The sequence below is a fragment of the Microbacterium sp. Beta genome (assembly GCF_005502545.1).
Classification (GTDB): Bacteria; Actinomycetota; Actinomycetes; order Actinomycetales; family Microbacteriaceae; genus Microbacterium; species Microbacterium oxydans.
Map to the genome: position 1 here is coordinate 14,268 of NZ_SCOG01000030.1, position 20,118 is coordinate 34,385.

General features: G+C 68.7%; 21 protein-coding genes. 15 read left to right on the forward strand and 6 right to left on the reverse strand.

Annotated elements, in window-relative coordinates; translation table 11 throughout:
- Nucleotides 1-3 precede the first annotated feature (3 nt).
- Both purB and FFS56_RS18570 read right to left on the reverse strand, forming a co-directional pair.
- A complete protein-coding gene (purB, locus tag FFS56_RS18565; RefSeq protein ID WP_046748617.1) occupies nt 4-1,386 on the reverse strand; it encodes an adenylosuccinate lyase in 1,383 nt (460 codons plus the stop codon).
- 23 nt (nt 1,387-1,409) lie between these two features.
- Nucleotides 1,410-1,922 carry a low molecular weight protein-tyrosine-phosphatase gene (locus FFS56_RS18570; RefSeq protein WP_258546247.1) on the reverse strand — a complete coding sequence of 171 codons (513 nt, stop codon included), beginning with the start codon at nt 1,920-1,922 and terminating at the stop codon, nt 1,410-1,412.
- A 144-nt stretch (nt 1,923-2,066) separates the two neighbouring features.
- Here FFS56_RS18570 and FFS56_RS18575 point away from each other — a divergent pair, with 144 nt between their 5' ends.
- Nucleotides 2,067-2,324 (forward strand): hypothetical protein, encoded by a 258-nt coding sequence (locus FFS56_RS18575; RefSeq protein WP_046748619.1) that lies wholly within the window; start codon nt 2,067-2,069, stop codon nt 2,322-2,324.
- Nucleotides 2,321-3,667, forward strand: a complete 1,347-nt coding sequence (locus FFS56_RS18580) for a hypothetical protein (RefSeq protein ID WP_127012799.1) — start codon at nt 2,321-2,323, stop codon at nt 3,665-3,667. Before FFS56_RS18575 ends, FFS56_RS18580 begins: the two co-directional genes overlap by 4 nt.
- A gap of 44 nt (nt 3,668-3,711) precedes the next feature.
- Here FFS56_RS18580 and FFS56_RS18585 read toward each other — a convergent pair whose 3' ends face one another.
- Genes FFS56_RS18585 through FFS56_RS18595 form a run of 3 tightly spaced genes read right to left on the reverse strand, consistent with a single transcriptional unit; the run spans nt 3,712 to nt 4,734 of the window.
- Nucleotides 3,712-4,113: a phage holin family protein gene (locus tag FFS56_RS18585; RefSeq protein WP_046748621.1), complete on the reverse strand. Its 402-nt coding sequence runs from the start codon at nt 4,111-4,113 to the stop codon at nt 3,712-3,714.
- Between the two features lie 34 nt (nt 4,114-4,147).
- On the reverse strand, nt 4,148-4,531 hold the full coding sequence (locus FFS56_RS18590) for a type II toxin-antitoxin system death-on-curing family toxin (protein ID WP_127012798.1): 384 nt from the start codon (nt 4,529-4,531) through the stop codon (nt 4,148-4,150).
- Nucleotides 4,528-4,734 carry a ribbon-helix-helix protein, CopG family gene (locus FFS56_RS18595; protein WP_052748773.1) on the reverse strand — a complete coding sequence of 69 codons (207 nt, stop codon included), beginning with the start codon at nt 4,732-4,734 and terminating at the stop codon, nt 4,528-4,530. Before FFS56_RS18595 ends, FFS56_RS18590 begins: the two co-directional genes overlap by 4 nt.
- A gap of 99 nt (nt 4,735-4,833) precedes the next feature.
- Between FFS56_RS18595 and FFS56_RS18600 the strand changes: the two genes are divergently transcribed.
- The 4 genes from FFS56_RS18600 (at nt 4,834) to FFS56_RS18615 (ending at nt 9,487) form a co-directional block, all read left to right on the forward strand.
- Nucleotides 4,834-5,901 (forward strand): histidinol-phosphate transaminase, encoded by a 1,068-nt coding sequence (locus FFS56_RS18600; RefSeq protein ID WP_127012797.1) that lies wholly within the window; start codon nt 4,834-4,836, stop codon nt 5,899-5,901.
- Nucleotides 5,902-6,007: 106 nt separating this feature from the next.
- A complete protein-coding gene (gene pdhA / locus FFS56_RS18605) occupies nt 6,008-7,135 on the forward strand; it encodes a pyruvate dehydrogenase (acetyl-transferring) E1 component subunit alpha (protein ID WP_046748623.1) in 1,128 nt (375 codons plus the stop codon).
- A gap of 11 nt (nt 7,136-7,146) precedes the next feature.
- Entirely contained in the window at nt 7,147-8,112 is a 966-nt protein-coding gene (locus tag FFS56_RS18610) for an alpha-ketoacid dehydrogenase subunit beta (protein WP_046748758.1), read from the forward strand.
- A gap of 28 nt (nt 8,113-8,140) precedes the next feature.
- A complete protein-coding gene (locus FFS56_RS18615) occupies nt 8,141-9,487 on the forward strand; it encodes a dihydrolipoamide acetyltransferase family protein (protein WP_058632980.1) in 1,347 nt (448 codons plus the stop codon).
- Nucleotides 9,488-9,513: 26 nt separating this feature from the next.
- Here FFS56_RS18615 and FFS56_RS18620 read toward each other — a convergent pair whose 3' ends face one another.
- Nucleotides 9,514-10,734, reverse strand: a complete 1,221-nt coding sequence (locus FFS56_RS18620; RefSeq protein ID WP_046748625.1) for an ROK family protein — start codon at nt 10,732-10,734, stop codon at nt 9,514-9,516.
- Between the two features lie 100 nt (nt 10,735-10,834).
- On the opposite strand from FFS56_RS18620, the gene FFS56_RS18625 reads away from it, so the two are divergent.
- The 9 genes from FFS56_RS18625 (at nt 10,835) to FFS56_RS18665 (ending at nt 20,117) form a co-directional block, all read left to right on the forward strand.
- Nucleotides 10,835-12,154, forward strand: a complete 1,320-nt coding sequence (locus FFS56_RS18625; protein ID WP_046748626.1) for an extracellular solute-binding protein — start codon at nt 10,835-10,837, stop codon at nt 12,152-12,154.
- Nucleotides 12,151-13,089: a sugar ABC transporter permease gene (locus FFS56_RS18630; RefSeq protein ID WP_058632982.1), complete on the forward strand. Its 939-nt coding sequence runs from the start codon at nt 12,151-12,153 to the stop codon at nt 13,087-13,089. Before FFS56_RS18625 ends, FFS56_RS18630 begins: the two co-directional genes overlap by 4 nt.
- Entirely contained in the window at nt 13,089-13,967 is an 879-nt protein-coding gene (locus FFS56_RS18635) for a carbohydrate ABC transporter permease (RefSeq protein WP_127012796.1), read from the forward strand. Before FFS56_RS18630 ends, FFS56_RS18635 begins: the two co-directional genes overlap by 1 nt.
- A gap of 40 nt (nt 13,968-14,007) precedes the next feature.
- Nucleotides 14,008-15,696, forward strand: coding sequence for a glycoside hydrolase family 13 protein (locus FFS56_RS18640; protein WP_046748629.1), 1,689 nt, complete (start codon nt 14,008-14,010; stop codon nt 15,694-15,696).
- 160 nt (nt 15,697-15,856) lie between these two features.
- Nucleotides 15,857-16,912 (forward strand): zinc ABC transporter substrate-binding protein, encoded by a 1,056-nt coding sequence (locus FFS56_RS18645; RefSeq protein WP_137772200.1) that lies wholly within the window; start codon nt 15,857-15,859, stop codon nt 16,910-16,912.
- Nucleotides 16,909-17,742: an ABC transporter ATP-binding protein gene (locus FFS56_RS18650; RefSeq protein WP_058632986.1), complete on the forward strand. Its 834-nt coding sequence runs from the start codon at nt 16,909-16,911 to the stop codon at nt 17,740-17,742. Before FFS56_RS18645 ends, FFS56_RS18650 begins: the two co-directional genes overlap by 4 nt.
- A gap of 23 nt (nt 17,743-17,765) precedes the next feature.
- Nucleotides 17,766-18,617 carry a metal ABC transporter permease gene (locus FFS56_RS18655; protein WP_046748759.1) on the forward strand — a complete coding sequence of 284 codons (852 nt, stop codon included), beginning with the start codon at nt 17,766-17,768 and terminating at the stop codon, nt 18,615-18,617.
- A gap of 46 nt (nt 18,618-18,663) precedes the next feature.
- Complete coding sequence (locus FFS56_RS18660) at nt 18,664-19,080, forward strand: transcriptional repressor (protein WP_045263847.1); 417 nt, start codon at nt 18,664-18,666, stop codon at nt 19,078-19,080.
- A complete protein-coding gene (locus FFS56_RS18665) occupies nt 19,077-20,117 on the forward strand; it encodes a permease (RefSeq protein WP_082108678.1) in 1,041 nt (346 codons plus the stop codon). Before FFS56_RS18660 ends, FFS56_RS18665 begins: the two co-directional genes overlap by 4 nt.
- Nucleotide 20,118 lies beyond the last annotated feature (1 nt).

The following is a 20,118-nucleotide window of genomic DNA, read 5'->3' on the forward strand; positions in this document are numbered from 1 at the left end:
GGTTCAGCGCGCGAGCCGCTCCGCGATGCCCGTGTAGGTGGCCGGGGTCAGCGCGAGCAGGCGCTGCTTTGCGGCATCGCCGATCTCGAGGCCCTGCACGAACTCGGCGAGGTCGGCGGCACCGACCCGGTGACCGCGGGTGAGCTCCTTGAGGAGCGCGTACGGGTCGGTGATCGAGGAGCGGCCTGCCACGACCTCGGCGCGGATGACCGTCTGGATCGCCTCGGCGAGCACCTCCCAGTTCACGTCGAGGTCGGCGAGCAGCACGTCGCGCGACAGCGATATCGCGTTCAGGCCGCGGCGCAGGTTGTCGAGCGCGAGCAGCGAGTGCCCGAACGCGACGCCGATGTTGCGCTGCGTGGTGGAATCGGTGAGGTCACGCTGCAGGCGGCTCGTGACGAGCGTCTGGCCGAGCGATGCGAGCAGGGCTCCCGAGATCTCGAGGTTGGCCTCGGCGTTCTCGAAGCGGATCGGGTTGATCTTGTGCGGCATCGTCGACGAGCCGGTGGCACCCGCGACCGGGATCTGCGCGAAGTAGCCGAGCGAGATGTAGGTCCAGATGTCGGTGGCGAGGTTGTGCAGGATGCCGCCCGCGTGACGCACGCGGTCGTACAGCTCGACCTGCCAGTCGTGCGACTCGATCTGCGTCGTGAGGATGTTGAAGCCCAGGCCCAGTCCCTCGATGTACTCGCGGGCGATGGTCGGCCAGTCGGCGTCCGGGTCTGCCGCGAGGTGGGCGGACCAGGTGCCGGTCGCGCCGGAGAACTTCGCGAGATACTCGGAACCGGCGATCTGGCTGCGCACGCGCTCCAGGCGCCAGGCGAAGACCGCGAGCTCCTTGCCCATCGTCGAGGGCGTTGCGGGCTGGCCGTGCGTGCGCGAGAGCATCGCGGCGTCGGCGTGCTCGACCGCGAGCTCGCGCAGCTTCGCGATCACGGTGTCGAGGGCCGGGAGCCAGACCTCCTCGACCGCGCGCTTGACGGTGAGGGCGTAGGACGCGGAGTTGATGTCCTCGCTCGTCGCGGCGAAGTGCGTGAGCTCGGAGATGCGGTCGAGGCCGAGCGTCGAGAGCCGGTCGCGCACGAGGTACTCGATCGCCTTCACGTCGTGCTGGGTGACGGCTTCCTTCTCGGCGAGCCAGTCGATCTCGGCCTGACCGAAGTCGCGGTAGAGCGAACGCAGGCGCTCCTTGTCCTCGTCCGACAGCGGGCTCGTCTCGAACAGCGAACGGTCGGTGAGCGCGATCAGCCACTCGACCTCGACCTCGACGCGTGCCCGGTTCAGGCCCGCCTCGGACAGGAAGTCGGCGAGACCGGTGACGGCGCCACGGTAGCGGCCGTCGAGGGGGCTCAGGGGCTGGGGCGGGAGCGAAGGCTGGAAAGTCAGGGGAGTCCTCCTGATCGGGCCCCTCAGAGGCGGGGCGTGCGGGGGAGACGCAGAGCGGGTTCGAGCTGGCGGAACAGGCCCCGAGTCGCCGCCTCAATCATACCGAGCACGGAATCGAACATCTCCGCGCCCGCGTAGTACGGGTCGGGCACGTCGTGGGTGGTCGCCGTCGGGTCGAAGGCCAGCAGCAGGGTGACCTTCCCCTCCTCGTCCTCGTCGTGGGCCCATTCCCGCAGGATGCGCTCGTGCGTGCGGTCGAGCGCGACGACGAGATCGTTGTCGGCGAAGGCGGCCGCGGTGAACTGACGGGCGCGGTGCTGGGAGCCGTCGTAGCCGCGACGCGCCAGCGAGTCGATCGTACGGTGATCGGCACGCTCGCCCAGATGCCAGTCGCCAGTTCCGGCGCTGCGCGAGACGATGCGCGGGCCGAGTCCCTGCCGCTCGGCGAGGTCGCGGAAGACGACTTCGGCCATGGGAGAGCGGCAGATGTTCCCCGTGCAGACGAAGATCACGCGGAAGGGATCCGGGGATGTCACAGATACATTCTGCCCGCCCATGGCCGTCCTGCACAGCGCGAACCTGCTCGCGCGGCCCCTGCACACCGTGGGCGGGCGACCACCTGTCCACGGGTTGCGTATTCCGGGCGACCCGCGTGGAGCGCGATCCCGAATGCTGGAGCCATGTACTCGTTCGCACCCGAGCAGTCCGGTGGATCCGCGCAGTCGTGGGGGCAGGCCCTCGGGCACCGGGGGATCGGTGATGCCATCACGACGCTGGAGGAGGCGGGAGCGCTGCTGGTCTCGCTCGTCGACGCGACGGACTGGAGCTCGGAGGGGTTCCGCGCGCTCCACGAACTCCTCGCGCGGGTACGCGATGACACCGGAACGCAGCTCGGAAGTCTTCGGATCCGGCAGTGGGAGCTGGAGGGATCGGAATGATAGGGGTCGCACGCGCGCACGACGCCTCCGTTGCCGGCGGCCTGGAGATCGACCACGGCGGCGCGATCGCGATCGACACCGAGCAGTTGCGCGAGGTCGGCGCGCACCTGCGGACGGTCGCGGCGCGATACGAAGAGGCTCGGGATTCGGTGGTCACCGCTGCGGAGGCGATCTCGTCATCCGATGCTCCCGCGCTGCGCGTCGACATCGGCGCTCTGCGACTCAGCGGCGAGCGGATCGGTGCACTCGCTGCGGAGATCGAGAACGCCTGCACGGGAACGCTGTTGATGGCCGACGCATTCGAGCTGGTGGAACTGCGGGCACAGGCCGAGGCGCTCGCCCTCACCGACGCCGCGGCGGCGAACGACGTGCGCGCACGGGCCGACGAGATGATCGCCGACGACGAGCGCGTGGGGCGGATGGCGGACTGGCTGGTCGCCGGCTGGGAGCGACGGAGGTTCGAAGGGCTCGGAGATCAGTACGACCTGGGTGGGATGCTGCCGCCGATGTTCCTGGTCGGGGCGCTGGTCGGGCTCGCCTCGGGGTATGGCAAGGTGCGGCCGGGGGTGGCGGGATCCGAGGTGCCGGGCGTGAAGGCTCCGACCTCCGTGCAGGTGGATCCGGTGCAGGTGACACCGGTGAAGACGTCGACTCCGCGCGCGCCGGACGACCTCGCCGGAGCGTTCAGGAGGATCCCGGGCGGGGGAGCCCAGGTCGCCGTGGAGAAGTACACGATGGTCGGCGACGCGACCCGCTATGTGGCCTACGTGGCCGGTACCCAGAATTCACTGCTGTCCCTGAAGAAAGGCGCGGAGCCGTGGGACATGACCTCGAACATCGAGCTCTATCAGGGCGCTACGTCGGCGTCGTACCAGGCGACTCTCGATGCTCTGGCGGCCGCCGGTGTCGAACCGGGCGATCGCGTCGACGTGGTCGCGCACTCGCAGGGCGGGATGATCGCCACGCGACTCGCCGTGGAGAGCGAGTACGAGGTGTCGATGCAGATCACGGCGGGGAGCCCCACCGAACCGACACTCCGGGAGGAGCAGACGCTGATCCAGCTCCGTCACACCGACGATGTCGTATCGGCGCTCGCCGCGGGCGGGTCGGCAGAGGGGACGGGGTCGCCCGACAGCTTCACCGCCTCGCGGGTCGGTGATCCGGGGGACGGCGTCGAGGACCTGCGGTTGAAGACCCACGGTCTCGAGACGTACATCGAGACCGCCGAGATGGTGGATGCGTCGACCGACCCTCGCGCGGTGGCTCTCGAAGGGTACTGGGATGAGCTCGGGCGGGCCGTCGAGGTCGAGCGCACCGAGTACCGCGCGGAGCGGAGCGGGTGACCGTGGTGGCTGTCGCCGGTGGCTGTCACCGCGGTGTCAGCGGGTCAGTCGCGACGGCTCTTGCTCTGCGGGCGCAGGATGAATCCGAAGATGCCGTTGATCACCGAGATGATCAGTGCTGCGAGCACGCCCCACCAGAAGTCGCCGACCGTGAGACCCCAGCCGAATCCGCTCGTGATCCAGGCGGTCAGCCACAGCAGGAACCCGTTGATCAGGAAGCCGATCAGGCCGAAGGTGATGATGTAGAGCGGGAACGCGACGATCTTCACGACCGTTCCGATGATCGTGTTCACGAGTGCGAAGATCGCGGCCACCGCGAGCAGGGTCAGCACCAGCTGCAGCGTCTCGCCGGGCGGGAAGGCCCTGATGGTCACCTGCAGGGCAGGGATCAGCGTGACGACCCAGAGGGCGAAGGCGTTGACGACGACGCGGATGATGAAGCGCATAGTCCGACCAGTGTCCCACGGACTCTCGTGCGTGTCAGCGGGCGGTGTCTTCCACGGGAATGCGGTTTGCGCGAATGCGTTGCTCCGACTCATCCAGATCGATCGTGCCGGACGCTACGCCGATCACCAGATCGAATGCGTCGTCTGTCGTGAAGCGGTGCTTCCAGCCGTTGATCCACAGAAACGCCACGAAACTCGTCCATGCCGTCCGCTTGTTCCCGTCGAACAGCGGGTGGTTTCGCGCAAGGGATTCGAGGAGAGCTGCAGCCTTCCGGTCGATGGTCGCGTACGCGTCATCACCGAAGAGCGAAGCCGCTGGGCGGGCGAGGGCTGACGCAAGCAAGCCCGCGTCGCGAACGTGAAAGCCGAACCGCTCGACGATCTGGAGACCGTCTTCCAACGTGAGGTATTCGGTCATGCGTCTTCGAGGCGCTCGAGCAGGACCTTGTCATTGTCGAACACGAAGTCGACCGCAGAATTCACGAGAGCCGACCGGCTGGTGTCATTCGCGAACCGCGTCGCTGCCTCGATGATCACCGCATGCTTCGAGGTATGACGGGCGCGTGCGATCGCCTCGAGCTGGGCATCGAGTTCTTCCGGGAGTCGCACCGTCATGGCCATACCAGAATGGTACCACTGGGCATCGAGCCGCGACAGGGGGCGAACGAGCGCGATCCGTCCCCTCGGGCTGTGCTCGCCCGCCCTCGTAGACTCGACCTCGTGACCGAGCCGATCCTGCCCCGCATCCGTCCCGCCATCGCCGCTCTCGCTCCGTATCGCCAGGGAAAGCAGGCCGGCCCCGATGCGTTCAAGCTGTCGAGCAACGAGAACCCGTTCGACCCGCTGCCGTCGGTGCTCGACGCGCTGAAGAGCACCACTCCCATCAACCGCTACCCGGATGCCACCGCCGGTCGCCTGCGCGCGCGTCTCGGGGCCCGCTATGGGGTCGAGCCCGACCAGGTGCACGTGGCCTCGGGCAGCGTGTCGATCCTGCATCAGCTGATCCTGGCCACCGCCTCGGTCGGCGACGAGGTCATCTACGCGTGGCGCTCCTTCGAGGCGTACCCGAGCCTTCCGCTCGTCGCCGGAGCGACCGGTGTGCAGGTGCCGCTCACCGCCGACTCCCGCCATGACCTCGAAGCGATGGCGGATGCGGTGACCGAGCGCACCCGCGCGATCATCCTGTGCACGCCCAACAATCCGACCGGTCCGATCATCACCTCGGCCGAGTTCGCCGCCTTCGTCGCGCGGGTGCCCGGCGACATCCTGATCATCCTCGACGAGGCCTACGCCGAGTTCGTCACGGCGCCGGGTGCGGTCGACGGTCTGGCGGAGCGCGTGTTCGAGCAGCACCCGAACGTGGTGGTGCTGCGCACCTTCTCGAAGGCCTACGGTCTCGCCGGGCTGCGCGTCGGCTATGCGATCGGGCACGAGAAGGTGCTCGACGCCGCCCGCACGACCGGCATCCCGCTCTCGGTCACCTCCGCTGCCGAGAACGCCGCGATCGCCAGCCTCGACGCCGAACCGGAGCTCCTGGAGCGCGTCGCCGTGATCGTCGAACGCCGCGGCCGTCTCGTGGAGGGGCTTCGTGCACAGGGGTGGGAGGTGCCGGACTCCCAGTCGAACTTCGTCTGGCTGCCCGCGGGCGAACGCACCGACGAGGTGGCTGCCGCATTCGTCGATAACGACCTCATCGTGCGTCCGTTCTCCGGCGACGGCATCCGCATCTCGGTGGGCGAGGAGGACTCCGTCGCCCGCGTGCTCGAGGTCGCCGGCTCCCTCCGCTGAGTCGCCGCATTCCGCGCGTTCTCGCGGATTTCTCCGGTTTCCAGGCATTTACGAGGGCGTCCTAGGTATGCGTGACCCGGCATGCGGGCGCGGGTAGCGTGAGAGCGTGACCACCTCCGAGACACCCCTTGTGAGCGTTCTGGACGAGACCGGACGGTACGCTCCGTCCGCCGCCGCAGAACGGTACCTTCCTCTGATCGACGCGATCGGCGATGCGGAACTCGAGCAGTTCTACCGGGACATGGTCGTCATCCGCGCGATCGATACCCAGGCGACGAACCTGCAGCGTCAGGGCCAGCTCGCGCTGTGGCCGCCGAGTCGTGGACAGGAGGCGGCGCAGGTCGGATCCGGGCGCGCGCTCCGCGCCCAGGACACCGTCTTCCCCTCCTACCGCGAGCACGCCGTGACCCGCATCCGCGGCGTCGATCCGGTCGACATCATCAAGCTCATGCGGGGCGTCTCGCACGGCGGGTGGGACCCGACCGACCCCGAGAACGGCAACACCCGGCTGTACACGCTGGTGCTCGGATCGCAGGTGCTGCACGCCGCGGGCTACGGCATGGGCCTCGCCTTCGACGGACGTACCGGCTCCGGTGATCTCGACCGCGACGAGGCGGTCATCGTCTACTACGGCGACGGCGCATCCAGCCAGGGCGACGTGCACGAGGCGATGGTCTTCGCCGCGAGCTACCAGGCTCCGACGGTGTTCTTCCTGCAGAACAACCACTGGGCCATCTCGGTGCCCGTCTCCACCCAGTCGCGCGTGCCGCTCGTGCAGCGCAGCGCGGGCTACGGCATCCCGAGCGTCCGTGTCGACGGCAACGACGTGCTCGCCAGCTACGCTGTCTCCCGTGTCGCGCTGGATGAGGCTCGCGAGGGCAAGGGGCCGCAGGCCATCGAGGCCGTGACATACCGGCTCGGCGCACACACGACGAGCGACGACCCGACCAAGTACCGGGGCAGCGACGAGGAGCAGTACTGGGCCGGTCGCGATCCCATCGTGCGGATGCGGGCCTTCCTCGAAGCGCGCGGAGCGTCGGAGCAGCTGTTCGCCGATGTCGAGGCCGAGGCGGCCGATGCCGCAGAGGATCTGCGCGCCCGCACGGTCGAGCTCGGGCCGCCCAGCGCCGACAAGATGTTCGACCACGTGTACAGCGAGCCGCATCCGCTGATCGACCAGCAGAAGGCCTGGCATGCGCAGTACGAGGCGTCCTTCGAAGGAGGAGCCCAGTGACTCTGGAGACGATGCCGCTCAGCAAGGCGCTGAATGCGGGTATGCGCAAGGCGATGGAGAACGACCCGAAGGTCCTGCTCATGGGCGAGGACATCGGCAAGCTCGGCGGCGTCTTCCGGGTGACGGAGCATCTGCAGCGCGACTTCGGCGATCGCCGGGTGCTCGACACCCCGCTGGCCGAGTCCGGGATCGTCGGCACAGCGATCGGCATGGCGATGGTCGGGTACCGCCCGGTGATCGAGATCCAGTTCGACGGATTCGTGTTCCCCGCGTTCGACCAGATCACCACGCAGCTGGCGAAGCTGACCAACCGGCATGAGGGCACGATCAGCATGCCGATCGTGATCCGCATCCCGTACGGCGGACACATCGGCGCGGTCGAGCACCACCAGGAGAGCCCGGAGGCGTACTTCGCGCACACCCCCGGCCTGCGTGTGGTGTCGCCGTCGACGCCGAACGATGCGTACTGGATGATCCAGGAGGCGATCGCGTCGAACGACCCGGTGATCTTCATGGAGCCGAAGAGCCGGTACTGGCAGAAGGGCGAGGTCGAGCTCGACGCCTCGGCCGTTCCACTGCACTCCTCGCGCGTCGTGCGCACGGGCAGCGACGTGACGCTCGTCGGGCACGGGGCGATGGTCACCACGCTCCTGCAGGCCGCCGCGCTCGCCGAGGCCGAGGGCACGAGCTGCGAGGTCGTCGACGTGCGCTCGATCTCTCCGGTCGACTACGAGCCCATCCTCGACTCGGTGCGCAAGACCGGCCGCATGGTCTACGCGCAGGAGGCGCAGGGCTTCGGCAGCATCGGCGGCGAGATCGCCGCGACCGTCATGGAGCGCGCGTTCTATGCGCTCGAGGCTCCGGTGCTGCGCGTCTCCGGCTATGACACTCCGTTCCCGCCCGCGAAGCTCGAAGGCGCGTACCTCCCGGATGCCGACCGCATCCTCGAGGCCGTCGACCGCTCGCTGGCATACTGACACTCCCGCTCGGCCGAAAGGACTCGTCATGAGCACGCAGAACTTCACCCTTCCGGACGTCGGCGAAGGCCTGACCGAGGCCGAGATCGTGGCCTGGAAGGTCGCTCCTGGCGACACCGTCGCGATCAACGACGTGGTGTGCGAGATCGAGACGGCCAAGTCGCTCGTCGAGCTGCCGTCGCCGTATGCGGGCGTGGTGGGCGAACTCCTCGCGGCGGAGGGCACGACCGTCGAGGTCGGCACCCCCATCATCACGTTCCTGACCGAGCCGGCGGCTGGCACTGCGGCCGCTCCGGCTCCTGCAGCGCCGGCGGCGGAAGAGGGCGGCGGCTCCGTGCTGGTGGGCTACGGCACGGGAGGCGGAGCCACCTCGCGGCGCAAGCGTCCGGCCGAGCGACCCGTCCGCTCCTCGGTGGGGGTGATCGCGAAGCCGCCGATCCGCAAGTTGGCCCGCGACCTCGGCGTCGACCTCACCGCGGTCGCCGCGACCGGTGCCGACGGGGAGGTCACGCGCGACGACGTGATGAAGCACGCCTCGCAGGCGAGCGTCTTCCGCAACATCGAGACCCCCGAGTGGGGGACCGTGCGCGAGGAGACGGTGCCCGCCCCGCAGGCCGCGCCGGCAGGACTCGCTCGCGGCCTCACCGCAACGCGTCCGTCGGCTGCAGGTGACGACCGCACCGAGTCGATCCCGGTCAAGGGTGTGCGCAAGGCCACGTCGTCGGCGATGGTGCAGAGCGCGTACTCGGCCCCGCACGTGACGGTGTGGAAGGAGATCGACGCCACCCGCACGATGGATCTCGTCAAGCGCCTCAAGGCCTCGCCCGACTACGCCGACATCAAGGTGTCGCCGCTGCTCATCATGGCCCGCGCCGTGATCTGGGCCGCCCGTCGCACCCCGATGGTCAACGCCGCCTGGATCGAGACCGAGTCCGGAGCCGAGATCGCCGTCCGCCACTACGTGAACCTCGGTATCGCCGCCGCCACCCCGCGCGGCCTGCTCGTGCCCAACATCAAGGACGCGCAGGACCTGAGCATGAAGGAGCTGGCGCGGGCGCTGAACCGTCTCACGCTCACGGCCCGCGACGGCAAGACCCCGCCCGCCGATCAGCAGGGCGGCACGATCACGATCACGAACATCGGTGTGTTCGGGATGGATGCCGGCACCCCGATCATCAACCCCGGCGAGGCCGGCATCGTGGCGATGGGCACCATCAGCCAGAAGCCGTGGGTCGTCGACGGCGAGGTGCGCCCCCGTTGGGTGACCACGGTGGCCGGATCCTTCGACCACCGCGTGATCGACGGCGACGGCATGAGCCGCTTCATCGCCGACGTCGCCTCTATCCTCGAGGAGCCCGCACTGCTCGTGGACTGACCCGCATCACGCACGTGACCGCCCGGTCACGCACTTTGGCGCAGACGTTCCTCCGCCAACCGCGGCACCGCGTGCTCCCTGGCCGCGCGTCGGGCGGTCGCCACGGCCCCGCGTGAGACGACCTCGGCACCCAGTGTCGACGCGAGGATCTCCGGGGCGGGCAGGTGCAGCTCCTGGGGGAGGATGCGGCGGGCAGCGGTCAGCACGGGCTCGATGCTCTCGGCGACCGCTCCGCACACGATGACGCGAGCCGGGTCGTACATGCTGCCGAGCACACCGACGACGCGGGCCACGGTGGCCCCGACGCGGGAGGTGATCAGCACCGCGTCCCGGTCGCCCGACGCGGCGAGGGTCAGCACGAGTCGAGGGTCGATGCGACGTGTGCCGACGAGGCGTCCGACGGCGCTGTCGTGCGAGATCTCACCGGAGTCGACTGCCGCGCGCACCTGGTCCTGCACGGCATAGCGCAGGCCGAACGCCGAGCCGACACCCACGATGTGATCGAACACGACGCCCTCGCCGACACCGCCGTGCGCGCCGTGCAGCACGTGCCCGTCGACCACCACGCCGCCGCCGAAGCGCTCGCTCGCGAGCAGGGCGACGTAGTCGCGGCATCCGATCGCGGCTCCCTCGGCCCCTTCGGCGATCGCGGCGAGCTGGGCGTCGTTCTTGATCTGCACGACGGGTGCCCAGTCCTCCAGTGCCTCGGCGAGCCCGGGGTTCGTGCGCTCCCAGAAGCCTTCCGGGTGCGGGGGCGAGATGCCGTCGCGGTTCACCGGTGCCGCGACCCCGACGCACACGGCGAGCACCTGCTCGCGCGCGACCCCGGCTTCGGTGAGCGCATCGCCGAGGCGCCCGAGGATCGTCGCGCGCCGCTCGGAGACCGTCTGCGTCGGATCGAACTCCACCCGGTGGTGCACGAGCGTCTCGTCGAGCAGGTCGGCCACGGTCACGGCGAGGTGGGTGTCGCCCGCATCGACGCCGATCACGACGCCCAGGTCGGCGGGCAGCACGAAGCGGCGAGAGGGTCGCCCTGCGCGGTAGGTGCCGGCGGCGCGGGCGTTGGGGAGTTCACGGAGGATCTCCGCGCCGACCAGGGTGTCGATCGCGTCGATGGCGGTCGAGCGGGTCAGCGAGGTGCCGGCCATGGCCTCGGACGCGGTGAACTCGCCAGCCGTCCAGGCGAAGTCGAGCACGGCGCTCACGCTCGCTCGACCGGTGCCCAAGCCTGCGGAGACATCTGCCACGGCGCTTGACCTTCCTCTCGTCCAATGAGAGAGTACCGTTCGACAGAGTAAATTCGCTCACTAGATTTAGTGCACGGATCTACGGGATGGAAGGACGACGGTGTCTGGCACACGAACACGCGCGGCGCGAGCGGTGGCCGCGGCCCTGGGGGTCACCCTGGTCGGCACGGCGCTCGCGGGATGCGCCCCCGGCTCGGGAGCGGAGACCATCCGCTTCACCTTCAGCAAGCGCGAGGCGATCGAGTTCATGACCGCCCTCGTCGCCGAGTACAACTCCTCGCAGAGCGACGTGAAGGTCGAGATCGACACCTCGGGCGTCGACGTCGTCTCGGCGAGCTTCGTGCGGGGCAACCCGCCCGACGTCATGCTCGCCAACTACAACTACGAGATCGCCCGTTTCGTGCAGCGGTGCGCGCTCACCGATCTCTCCGAGACCGACGCCGCTGCGGGCATCCGCGATGACCTGCAGCCGCTCATGGACCAGTACGGCTCCTGCGAGGGCCGCACCAGCGCCCTACCGTACTCGGTGATGGCCGCCTCCGTCATCTACAACAAGGAGATCTTCGACGCTCAGGGCCTCGAGGTGCCGACGACGTGGGACGAGCTGCTTGCGGTGTGCGAGCAGCTGAAGGCGGCGGGCATCGACCCGTTCTACGGCACGTTCAAGGACGACTGGACCGTGGGCCAGGGCTGGTACGACTACACCGCGGGCGGCTCGGTCGACGTGATCGACTTCTTCGATGCGCTCGCGGACGAGGGCGCCGACGTCGGTCCCGACTCCGAGGTCTCGTTCTCGAAGGACTTCGCCGAGCCGATGGACAGGATGCTGCAGCTCGCGAACGACTACACCAACGCGGATGCCCCGAGCCGTGGCTACGGCGACGGCAACCTGGCCTTCGGCAAGGGCGAGGCCGCGATGTACCTGCAGGGTCCGTGGGCGTTCAGCGAGATCGCGAAGACCGCACCCGACCTGCGGCTGGGCACCTTCCCGCTGCCGATGACGAACGACCCGGCCGACCTCGGGGTGCGCGTGAACATGGACCTCGCCGCGATGATCCCCGAGGGGTCGCGCCATCAGGAGGCCGCCCGCGACTTCCTCGAGTTCCTCTACGAGCCGCAGAACATCGAGGAGTACAACGCCTCGCAGCTCGGCTTCACGCCCACGAAGGGCGCTTCCGCCCCCGACGACCCCCGGGTCGAGGGGATGGTCGAGTACTACGACAACGGGCAGATCTATCAGGGCCCGTCCGTGCTCGTGCCCAAGACGCTTCCGATGATGAACTACGCGCAGGCGATGGTACTCGGGGCTTCTCCGACCTCGATCCTGCGCACCATGGACGCCGACTGGGCACGCATCGCCTTCCGGGCGCCGATCCCGTCGACCCAGGACAACGCCGCCGGCGAGGAGGGCGCATCATGAGCACCACGACGACTCCCTCTGCTTCCGACAGCACGACCGTCATCGTCACGGGTGGCGACCGGAAGCTCCGGCGCCACACGCGCCGCGTCGAGCCGATCTACTACCTGTTCCTGCTGCCGACGCTCGTGATCTTCACCCTCGCGATCACGGTGCCGGGGGTCATCGGCATCTTCTTCAGCTTCACCGACTCGATCGGCATCGGGGAGTGGAGCTTCAACGGACTGACCAACTACATCGCGCTGTTCAGCGATCCCTCGATCCTGCAGAGCTACCTGTTCACGTTCGGTTTCTCGATCGCCACGGTGATCGTCGTGAACGTGATCGCATTCCTGCTCGCGGTCGGACTCACCTCGCGCATCCGCTTCAAGACGGGCCTGCGCACCATCTTCGTGATCCCGATGGTGATCTCGGGGATCATCATCGCCTACGTCTTCAACTTCCTGTTCTCCAACTCGATCCCGGCAGCGGGAGCCGCAGCGGGCATCCCGTGGCTCGAGACCAGCCTGCTCGCCAATCCCGACCTCGCCTGGATCGCGATCGTCATCGTCACCGCCTGGCAGGCTGTGCCCGGCACCCTGCTCATCTACATCGCCGGCCTGCTCTCTGTCCCCGGCGAGGTGTACGAGGCGGCGAGCATCGACGGCGCCAGCAAGACGCAGCAGCTCACCCGCATCACGTTGCCGCTCGTCGCGGGATACGTGGTGATCAACGTGATCCTCGGGTTCAAGGGCTTCCTGAACGCCTACGACATCATCGTCGGTCTCACCAACGGCGGGCCGGGCACATCGACCCGCAGCGTCGCGATGACGATCATCGCGGGCTTCAACGGCGGCGACTACGCCTACCAGATGGCCAACGCGACCATCTTCTTCATCGTCGCCGTGCTCATCTCCCTCCTCCAGCTGTCGCTGACGCGCGGAAGGAACGCACTCTGATGTCGACGCAGACACTCACCACGATCCCCACCTCAGGGAAGAAGCCGCGCATCCGCATGGAGCGCGTGAACTGGTCGGGCACGATCATCCTGATCCTGTGCGCCGTCACCGTGCTCCTTCCGCTGTACGTGACCATCTCGATGGCATTCAAGACCACAGGACAGGCGGTCGACGGCAACGCCTTCTCTCTCCCGGCGCCGTTCAGCATCGACGGCTTCGTCGAAGCCTGGACGCTCACGAAGTTCCCGGTCGGCGCGGGCATCTCCCTGCTCGTCACGGCGGGCACCGTGATCGCGACCATCGTGCTGGCGGCCTTCGCCTCCTACGCCATGGTGCGCAACTGGGACCGACGGCTGTTCCGCTACTCGTTCTTCTACCTGCTCGCGGCGATGTTCATCCCGTTCCCGGTCGTGGCCCTGCCGCAGATCCAGCTCACCGGACGCGTCGGACTCGACAACCCGTTCGGCGTGATCATCCTCGCCACCATGTTCCAGCTGAGCTTCAGCGTGCTGCTGTTCACGGCGTTCCTGCGGTCTATCCCGATCGAGCTGGAGGAGAGCGCGCGCATCGACGGCGCGACCACCTGGCAGACCTTCTGGAAGCTGATCTTCCCGCTGCTCGCCCCGATGAGCGCGACCGTCGGCATCTTCGCGTTCCTGTACGCCTGGAACGACTTCATGATGCCGTCGCTCATCATCGCCGACCCCGCGCTGCAGACGCTCCCCGTTCGGCAGAACCTCTTCCAGAACCAGTTCAGCAACAACTACAACGTCGCCTTCGCCTCGTACCTGATGGCGATGGCCCCCGCGATCGTGGCCTACCTGTTCACGCAGCGGTGGGTCATGGAGGGCGTCACGCAGGGCGCCGTCAAAGGCTGACACCGCACGACCACCGCAAGAGAGAAGGAGTTCTCCCCTCATGACCGACGCGCTTCTCGTCGAGACCCGCACCGCCGAAGACGCCGCCTGGTGGCGTCAGGCCGCCGTCTACCAGATCTACCCGCGCAGCTTCGCCGATGCGAACGGCGACGGCATCGGCGACATCCCCGGCATCGTCTCCCGGGCCGACTACCTCCAGGGCCTCGGCATCGATGCGGTATGGCTCAGCCCGTTCTACCCGTCCGCACTCGCCGACGGCGGATACGACGTGGCCGACTACCGGGACGTCGACCCGCGGCTCGGCACGCTCGACGACTTCGACGACATGGTCGAGGCGCTGCACTCCCGCGGCATCCGCGTGATCGTCGACATCGTCCCGAACCACTCCTCCGACCAGCACGAGTGGTTCCAGGAGGCGCTCGCCGCCGGACGCGGGTCGGCCGCGCGCGAGCGCTACATCTTCCGTGAGGGCACCGGTCCCGACGGCTCCGAGCCGCCGACCGACTGGGAATCCGTGTTCGGCGGCAGCGCGTGGGAGCGCGTGGCGGACGGGCAGTGGTACCTGCACAACTTCGCCGTGGAGCAGCCCGACCTGAACTGGGACCACCCCGAGGTGCGCGCCGACTTCCTGAAGACCCTGCGCTTCTGGTCGGACCGCGGCGTGGACGGGTTCCGCATCGACGTCGCCCACATGCTCACGAAGGACCTCAGCGAGCCGCTTCCCTCGCGCGCCGAGCTCGACGCGATGGACCGCACCTCGGGCACGCACCCGATGGTCGACCGCGACGACGTGCACGAGATCTATGCCGAGTGGCGCGCGGTCTTCAACGAGTACGACCCGCCGCGCACGGCCGTGGCCGAGGCGTGGGTGGACACCCCGGAGCGCCGTGCGAAGTACGCCTCGGCGGAAGGACTCGGCCAGGCGTTCAACTTCGACCTGCTCGTGGCCGACTTCGACGCGCGGCAGTTCCGGAGCATCATCGCCGACAACCTGCAGCAGGCGCAGGAGACCGGATCGTCGACCACCTGGGTGCTGTCGAACCACGACGTCACCCGTCATGCCACGCGTTACGGCCTCCCGGCCCTGAACGGACGACCGGTCAAGCAGGGCACGGAGTGGGTCAAGGCCGGCGGTCCGGCGGACGGCCTCGACCGCGAGGGCGGACTCCGCAGGGCCCACGCCGCGACCCTGCTGCTGCTCGGCCTTCCCGGCAGCACGTACCTCTATCAGGGTGAAGAGCTCGGCCTGCACGAAGTGGCGCAGATCACGCCGGAACAGCGTCAGGACCCCGGGTTCTTCCGCGGTGCGGAGTTCGACGGGCTCGGCCGTGACGGATGCCGTGTGCCCCTTCCCTGGACGGCGGCCGGCTCCTCGTACGGCTTCGGCGCCGAGGGCGCGCACCTGCCGCAGCCCGAGTGGTTCGCGGAGTACGCGGTCGACGTGGAGGCCGCCGATCCGGCGTCGACGCTGTCGCTGTACCGCGAGGCCCTGCGCCTCCGACACCTGCTGCAGACCGGGGAGACCCTGGAGTGGATCGACACCGGACGTGCCGACGTGCTGCGCTTCACCCGGCCGAACGGATGGCAGGTCGTGTCGAACTTCGGCACGGAGCCGTTCGACCTCGGGGATGCGGCCGCGGATGTCGTGCTCGCGAGCGCCCCGCTCGACGGCTCTGCGCTCCCCGGGGAGGCCACGGCCTGGATCGCACCGGCCGGTCTGCTCGGCTGAGCTTCCGCCCCTTTGCCGAAACGGAGATGATCCGCGCCCCGCGCGGGGTGTCGAGCACTGACACGCCGCGCGGACGTCGGGTCGTCTCCGTTTCGGCCGTGAGTGACCGAGCGGCCGGGGCGATTTGATAATGGTTCTCATTAGCGTTTAGAGTGAGAGCATGAAGAAGCCCGTCGTCGCCCTCGCCCTCGCATCCGTCGCCGCACTCACGCTGGCCGGATGCTCGACCCCCTCGGCGGGAGAGGGCGACGACGGCACCATCACGGTCGTGGCGAGCACGAACGTCTACGGAGACATCGCGTCGACCATCGGTGGAGACCGCGTCGACGTGCAGTCGATCATCACGTCGGCGTCGCAGGATCCGCACTCCTACGAGGCGAGCGCTCGCGACCGGCTGACCGTGCAGAAGGCCGACCTCGTGATCGAGAACGGCGGCGGGTACGACGCCTTCATCGACACGCTGCTGCAGGATGCGAAGGATCCGCACGTGGTGACGGCCGTCGAGTACTCGCACGACTTCCCCGGCAACGAGGGGCACGACGACGAGGGACACACGGACGAGGCCGACCACGATCACGCCGATGAGACGGCCACCGAGGCGCCCGAGGAGAGCACAGCTCCTGAAGAGGACGCCCACGATCACGAACACGCCGAGGGCGAGGACGGCCACGAGGGGCACGACCACATCGAGGGCTTCAACGAGCACGTGTGGTTCGACCCGCACACGATGATCCATGTCGTCGAGGCCATCGCCGATGAACTGACCGAGCTCGACCCCGACGGCGCGAAGGAGTTCGCCGCCAACGCCGCCACGCTCACCGCCGACCTCGAGGGCTTCGAGACCAAGCTCGCGACCCTCAAGGCGGAGGCGCCGAACGTCAACGTCTTCATCACAGAACCGCTGCCCGGCTACCTCGCGGCCGCCGCCGGATTCACCGACGTCACCCCGGAGGGCTTCGCCGAGTCGGTCGAAGAGGGCACTGACGTCGCGCCCGCCGTGCTGCTCGAGGCGCTGAACGTGATCGACAGCGGACAGGTCACCGCGCTGCTGACGAACGCCCAGACCGGGGGGTCCGAGACCCAGCGCGTCGAGACCGCGGCGAAGGACGCCGGGGTTCCGGTCGTCGCCTTCACGGAGCTGCTCGAGGACGGATCGTCGTACTCTGAGTGGATGAGTGACGCGATCAAGAGCCTCGCCGCCGCCGTCCAGCCGTGAGCGGCGCCCTTCAGCGCGAGAAGCCGGTACTCCAGATATCCGACGCGTCCCTGCACCGTGGGGATCGCGAGCTGTGGTCCGGCCTCGATCTCACGGTCGAACCGGGGGAGTTCATCGCCGTGCTCGGTCCTTCCGGGTCGGGCAAGACCACGCTCCTGCGCAGCATCCTCGGCCTGCAGCCGCTGTCATCCGGGACGATCCGCGTGGCGGGTGAACCCGTCCATCGGGGCAACTCCCGCATCGGGTACATCCCCCAGCAGCGGAATCTCGCCCCCGACACGAGCATGCGGGCCCGCGACCTGGTCGCCCTCGGGGTGCAGGGCAGCCGCTTCGGCTTTCCCATCCCGCACCGCGGCGACCGGGCGAAGGTCGACCGACTGCTCGACGCGGTCGGTGCCTCCCACTTCGCGGATCGCCGCGTCGGACTGCTCTCGGGCGGCGAACAGCAGCGGCTCCGGGTCGGCCAGGCCCTCGCCGACGAGCCCGCACTCCTGCTGTGCGACGAGCCGCTGTCGAACCTCGACCTCGCCAACCAGGTCGCCGTGACCGACATCATCGACCGTCAGCGCCGTGAGCGCGAGGCGGCGGTGCTGTTCGTCACCCACGACATCAACCCGATCCTCGGGCGGGTCGACCGCATCCTCTACATCGCCGGCGGGCGGTTCCTGCTGGGAACCCCCGACGAGGTGCTGCAGACCCGCGTGCTCACCGACCTCTACGGCACCCCGGTGTTCGTCCTCCGCGCCGGAGATCGTCTGGTCGTCGTGGGCGTGCCGGACGCCGAGCCTCACCACGATCACGGTGATCACGCGCACGGGGGAGCGGCATGAACGCGGCGGCAGCCATCGCGCCCATGGTCGGCTGGGATGACATCTTCTCCTTCCAGGACTACGGCGAGCTCGTCGCCCTGCTCGCGAACTCGATCATCGCGGGAGCCGTGCTCGGGATCGTGGGCGGCCTGATCGGCGTCTTCGTGATGCAGCGCGACCTGGCCTTCGCCGTGCACGGCGTGAGCGAGCTCTCCTTCGCGGGCGCGGCGGCGGCCCTGCTCTTCGGCGGCAGCGTGGTGGCCGGATCCCTCGGCGGTGCCCTCGTCGCCGCGATCCTGATCGGCGTGCTCGGGGCCAAGGCCAGGGACCGCAACTCGATCGTCGGTGTGCTCATGCCGTTCGGTCTCGGTCTCGGAATCCTGTTCCTGTCGCTCTACGACGGTCGCAGCGCCAACCGCTTCAGCCTGTTGACGGGGCAGATCGTCTCGGTCTCGAGCCCCGACCTCGGGTGGCTGATCGGCATCAGCATGGTCGTGCTCATCGGGCTGCTGGTGATGTGGAACCCGTTGCGCTTCGACTCGCTCGACCCGGAATCGGCCGCCGCCCGCGGGGTGCCGACCCGCGCCGTGAGTCTGCTGTTCATGGTGCTGCTCGGCCTGATCGTCGCCGTGAGCGTCCACATCATCGGCGCGCTCCTCGTGATGGCACTGCTGGTCACGCCCGCCGCCGCCGCGATGCGCGTCACGGCCGGCCCCATCGCGGTGCCGTTGCTGGCTGCGCTGTTCGGGTTCGTCTCCGCGGTCGGCGGCATCCTGCTCGCCCTCGCCGGAACGCTGCCCGTGAGTCCCTACATCACCACGCTGTCGTTCACGATCTACGTGATCTGCTGGATCGTGCAGCGCTCGCGTGCCCGCATCCGCCGGGTCCAGGCCTGAGATCCACTCCCAGCCCCCGCTGATCGCCGCGGCCTAGACTCTTCTTATGGCTCAGCGGAACACCTGGCAGCGCGAACGCGTGCGCGAAGCACTCGCCGACGCGCGCGGATTCGTGAGCGCGCAGAGCCTGCACGCCTCGCTGCGCGATGACAACACCGGTATCGGCCTGGCCACGGTCTATCGCGCCCTCGCCGGGCTCGCCGCCTCCGGAGACGCCGACTCGCTGCAGAGCCCCGAGGGTGAGGCGCTCTACCGGGCATGCACCACGCAGGGCCACCACCACCACCTGATCTGCCGGTCCTGCGGTCTGACCGTCGAGATCGAGGCCAAGGACGTCGAGCAGTGGGCGCACCGCACGGCTGCCCTGCACGGATTCACCGAGGCCGCGCACGTGGTCGACATCTTCGGACTGTGCACTCCGTGCGCGAACAAGCGCGATGCCGAGAGGGCCGCGTCCGCGTGAGCTCCTCGGCAGCAACGGCGACCCGTCACGGCCACTCCCATCGCCCGGCACCCTCGCCGCGTTCGGCATGGATCGGCGTCGGCCTCGGCGCGGCCATCATCGCCGCCCTGTTCCTGATCGACGCCTTCCTGCCGAAGCTGTTCCCCGCCTCGCTGCCCACCCGCGCGCAGGACGGCCTCACGCTCGCGCTGAGCGTGCTCATCGAAGCCCTGCCGTTCGTGATCCTCGGTGTGCTGCTGTCGATCGTGGTGCAGGTCTGGCTTCCTGCCGACGTCATCCACCGCTGGCTGCCGAAACGCGCGTGGGCCCGTCGCGCGGTGCTGTCGCTGCTCGGCATGCTGATCCCGGTGTGCGAGTGCGGCAACGTTCCTTTCGCCCGTGGACTCATGATGCGCGGCCTCGCGCCGGCGGAGGCGATGACCTTCCTCATCGCCGCACCGATCGTGAACCCGATCGTGATCCTCACCACGCACGCGGCGTTCGGCTGGGACGGCGGCATCCTCGTCGCCCGCCTCGTCGGCGGCTACCTGATCGCCAACCTGATCGGCTGGATCTACAGCCGCCACCCCGACCCCGACGGCATGCTCACGCAGCGTTTCGTCGACACCTGCGACCGGGTGACCCACGAACCGGGCACCCCTGTGCGCCGCAGCCTCACGCAGTTCCTCATCGAGCTGCGTGCCGTGATGCCCGCGCTCGTGATCGGCTCGGCGCTCGCCGGAGCCGTGCAGGTGCTCATCCCGCGGGAGTGGCTGCTGGCGATCGGCTCCAACCCGGTGCTGTCGATCGTCGCGATGATGGCCCTCGCGATGACGGTGGCCATCTGCTCGAATGTCGACGCCTTCTTCGCGCTGTCGTTCGCGTCGACGTTCTCGTCCGGCGCGATCGTGGCCTTCCTGCTCGTCGGGCCGCTCGTCGACATCAAGATGCTCGCGCTCATGCGCACGACCTTCACGGGACGCACGCTCGTCGGGATCGTCGGCATCGTGCTCGCCGCGGCCTTCGCCATCGGGATCGGGGTGAACGTCCTTGTCTGAG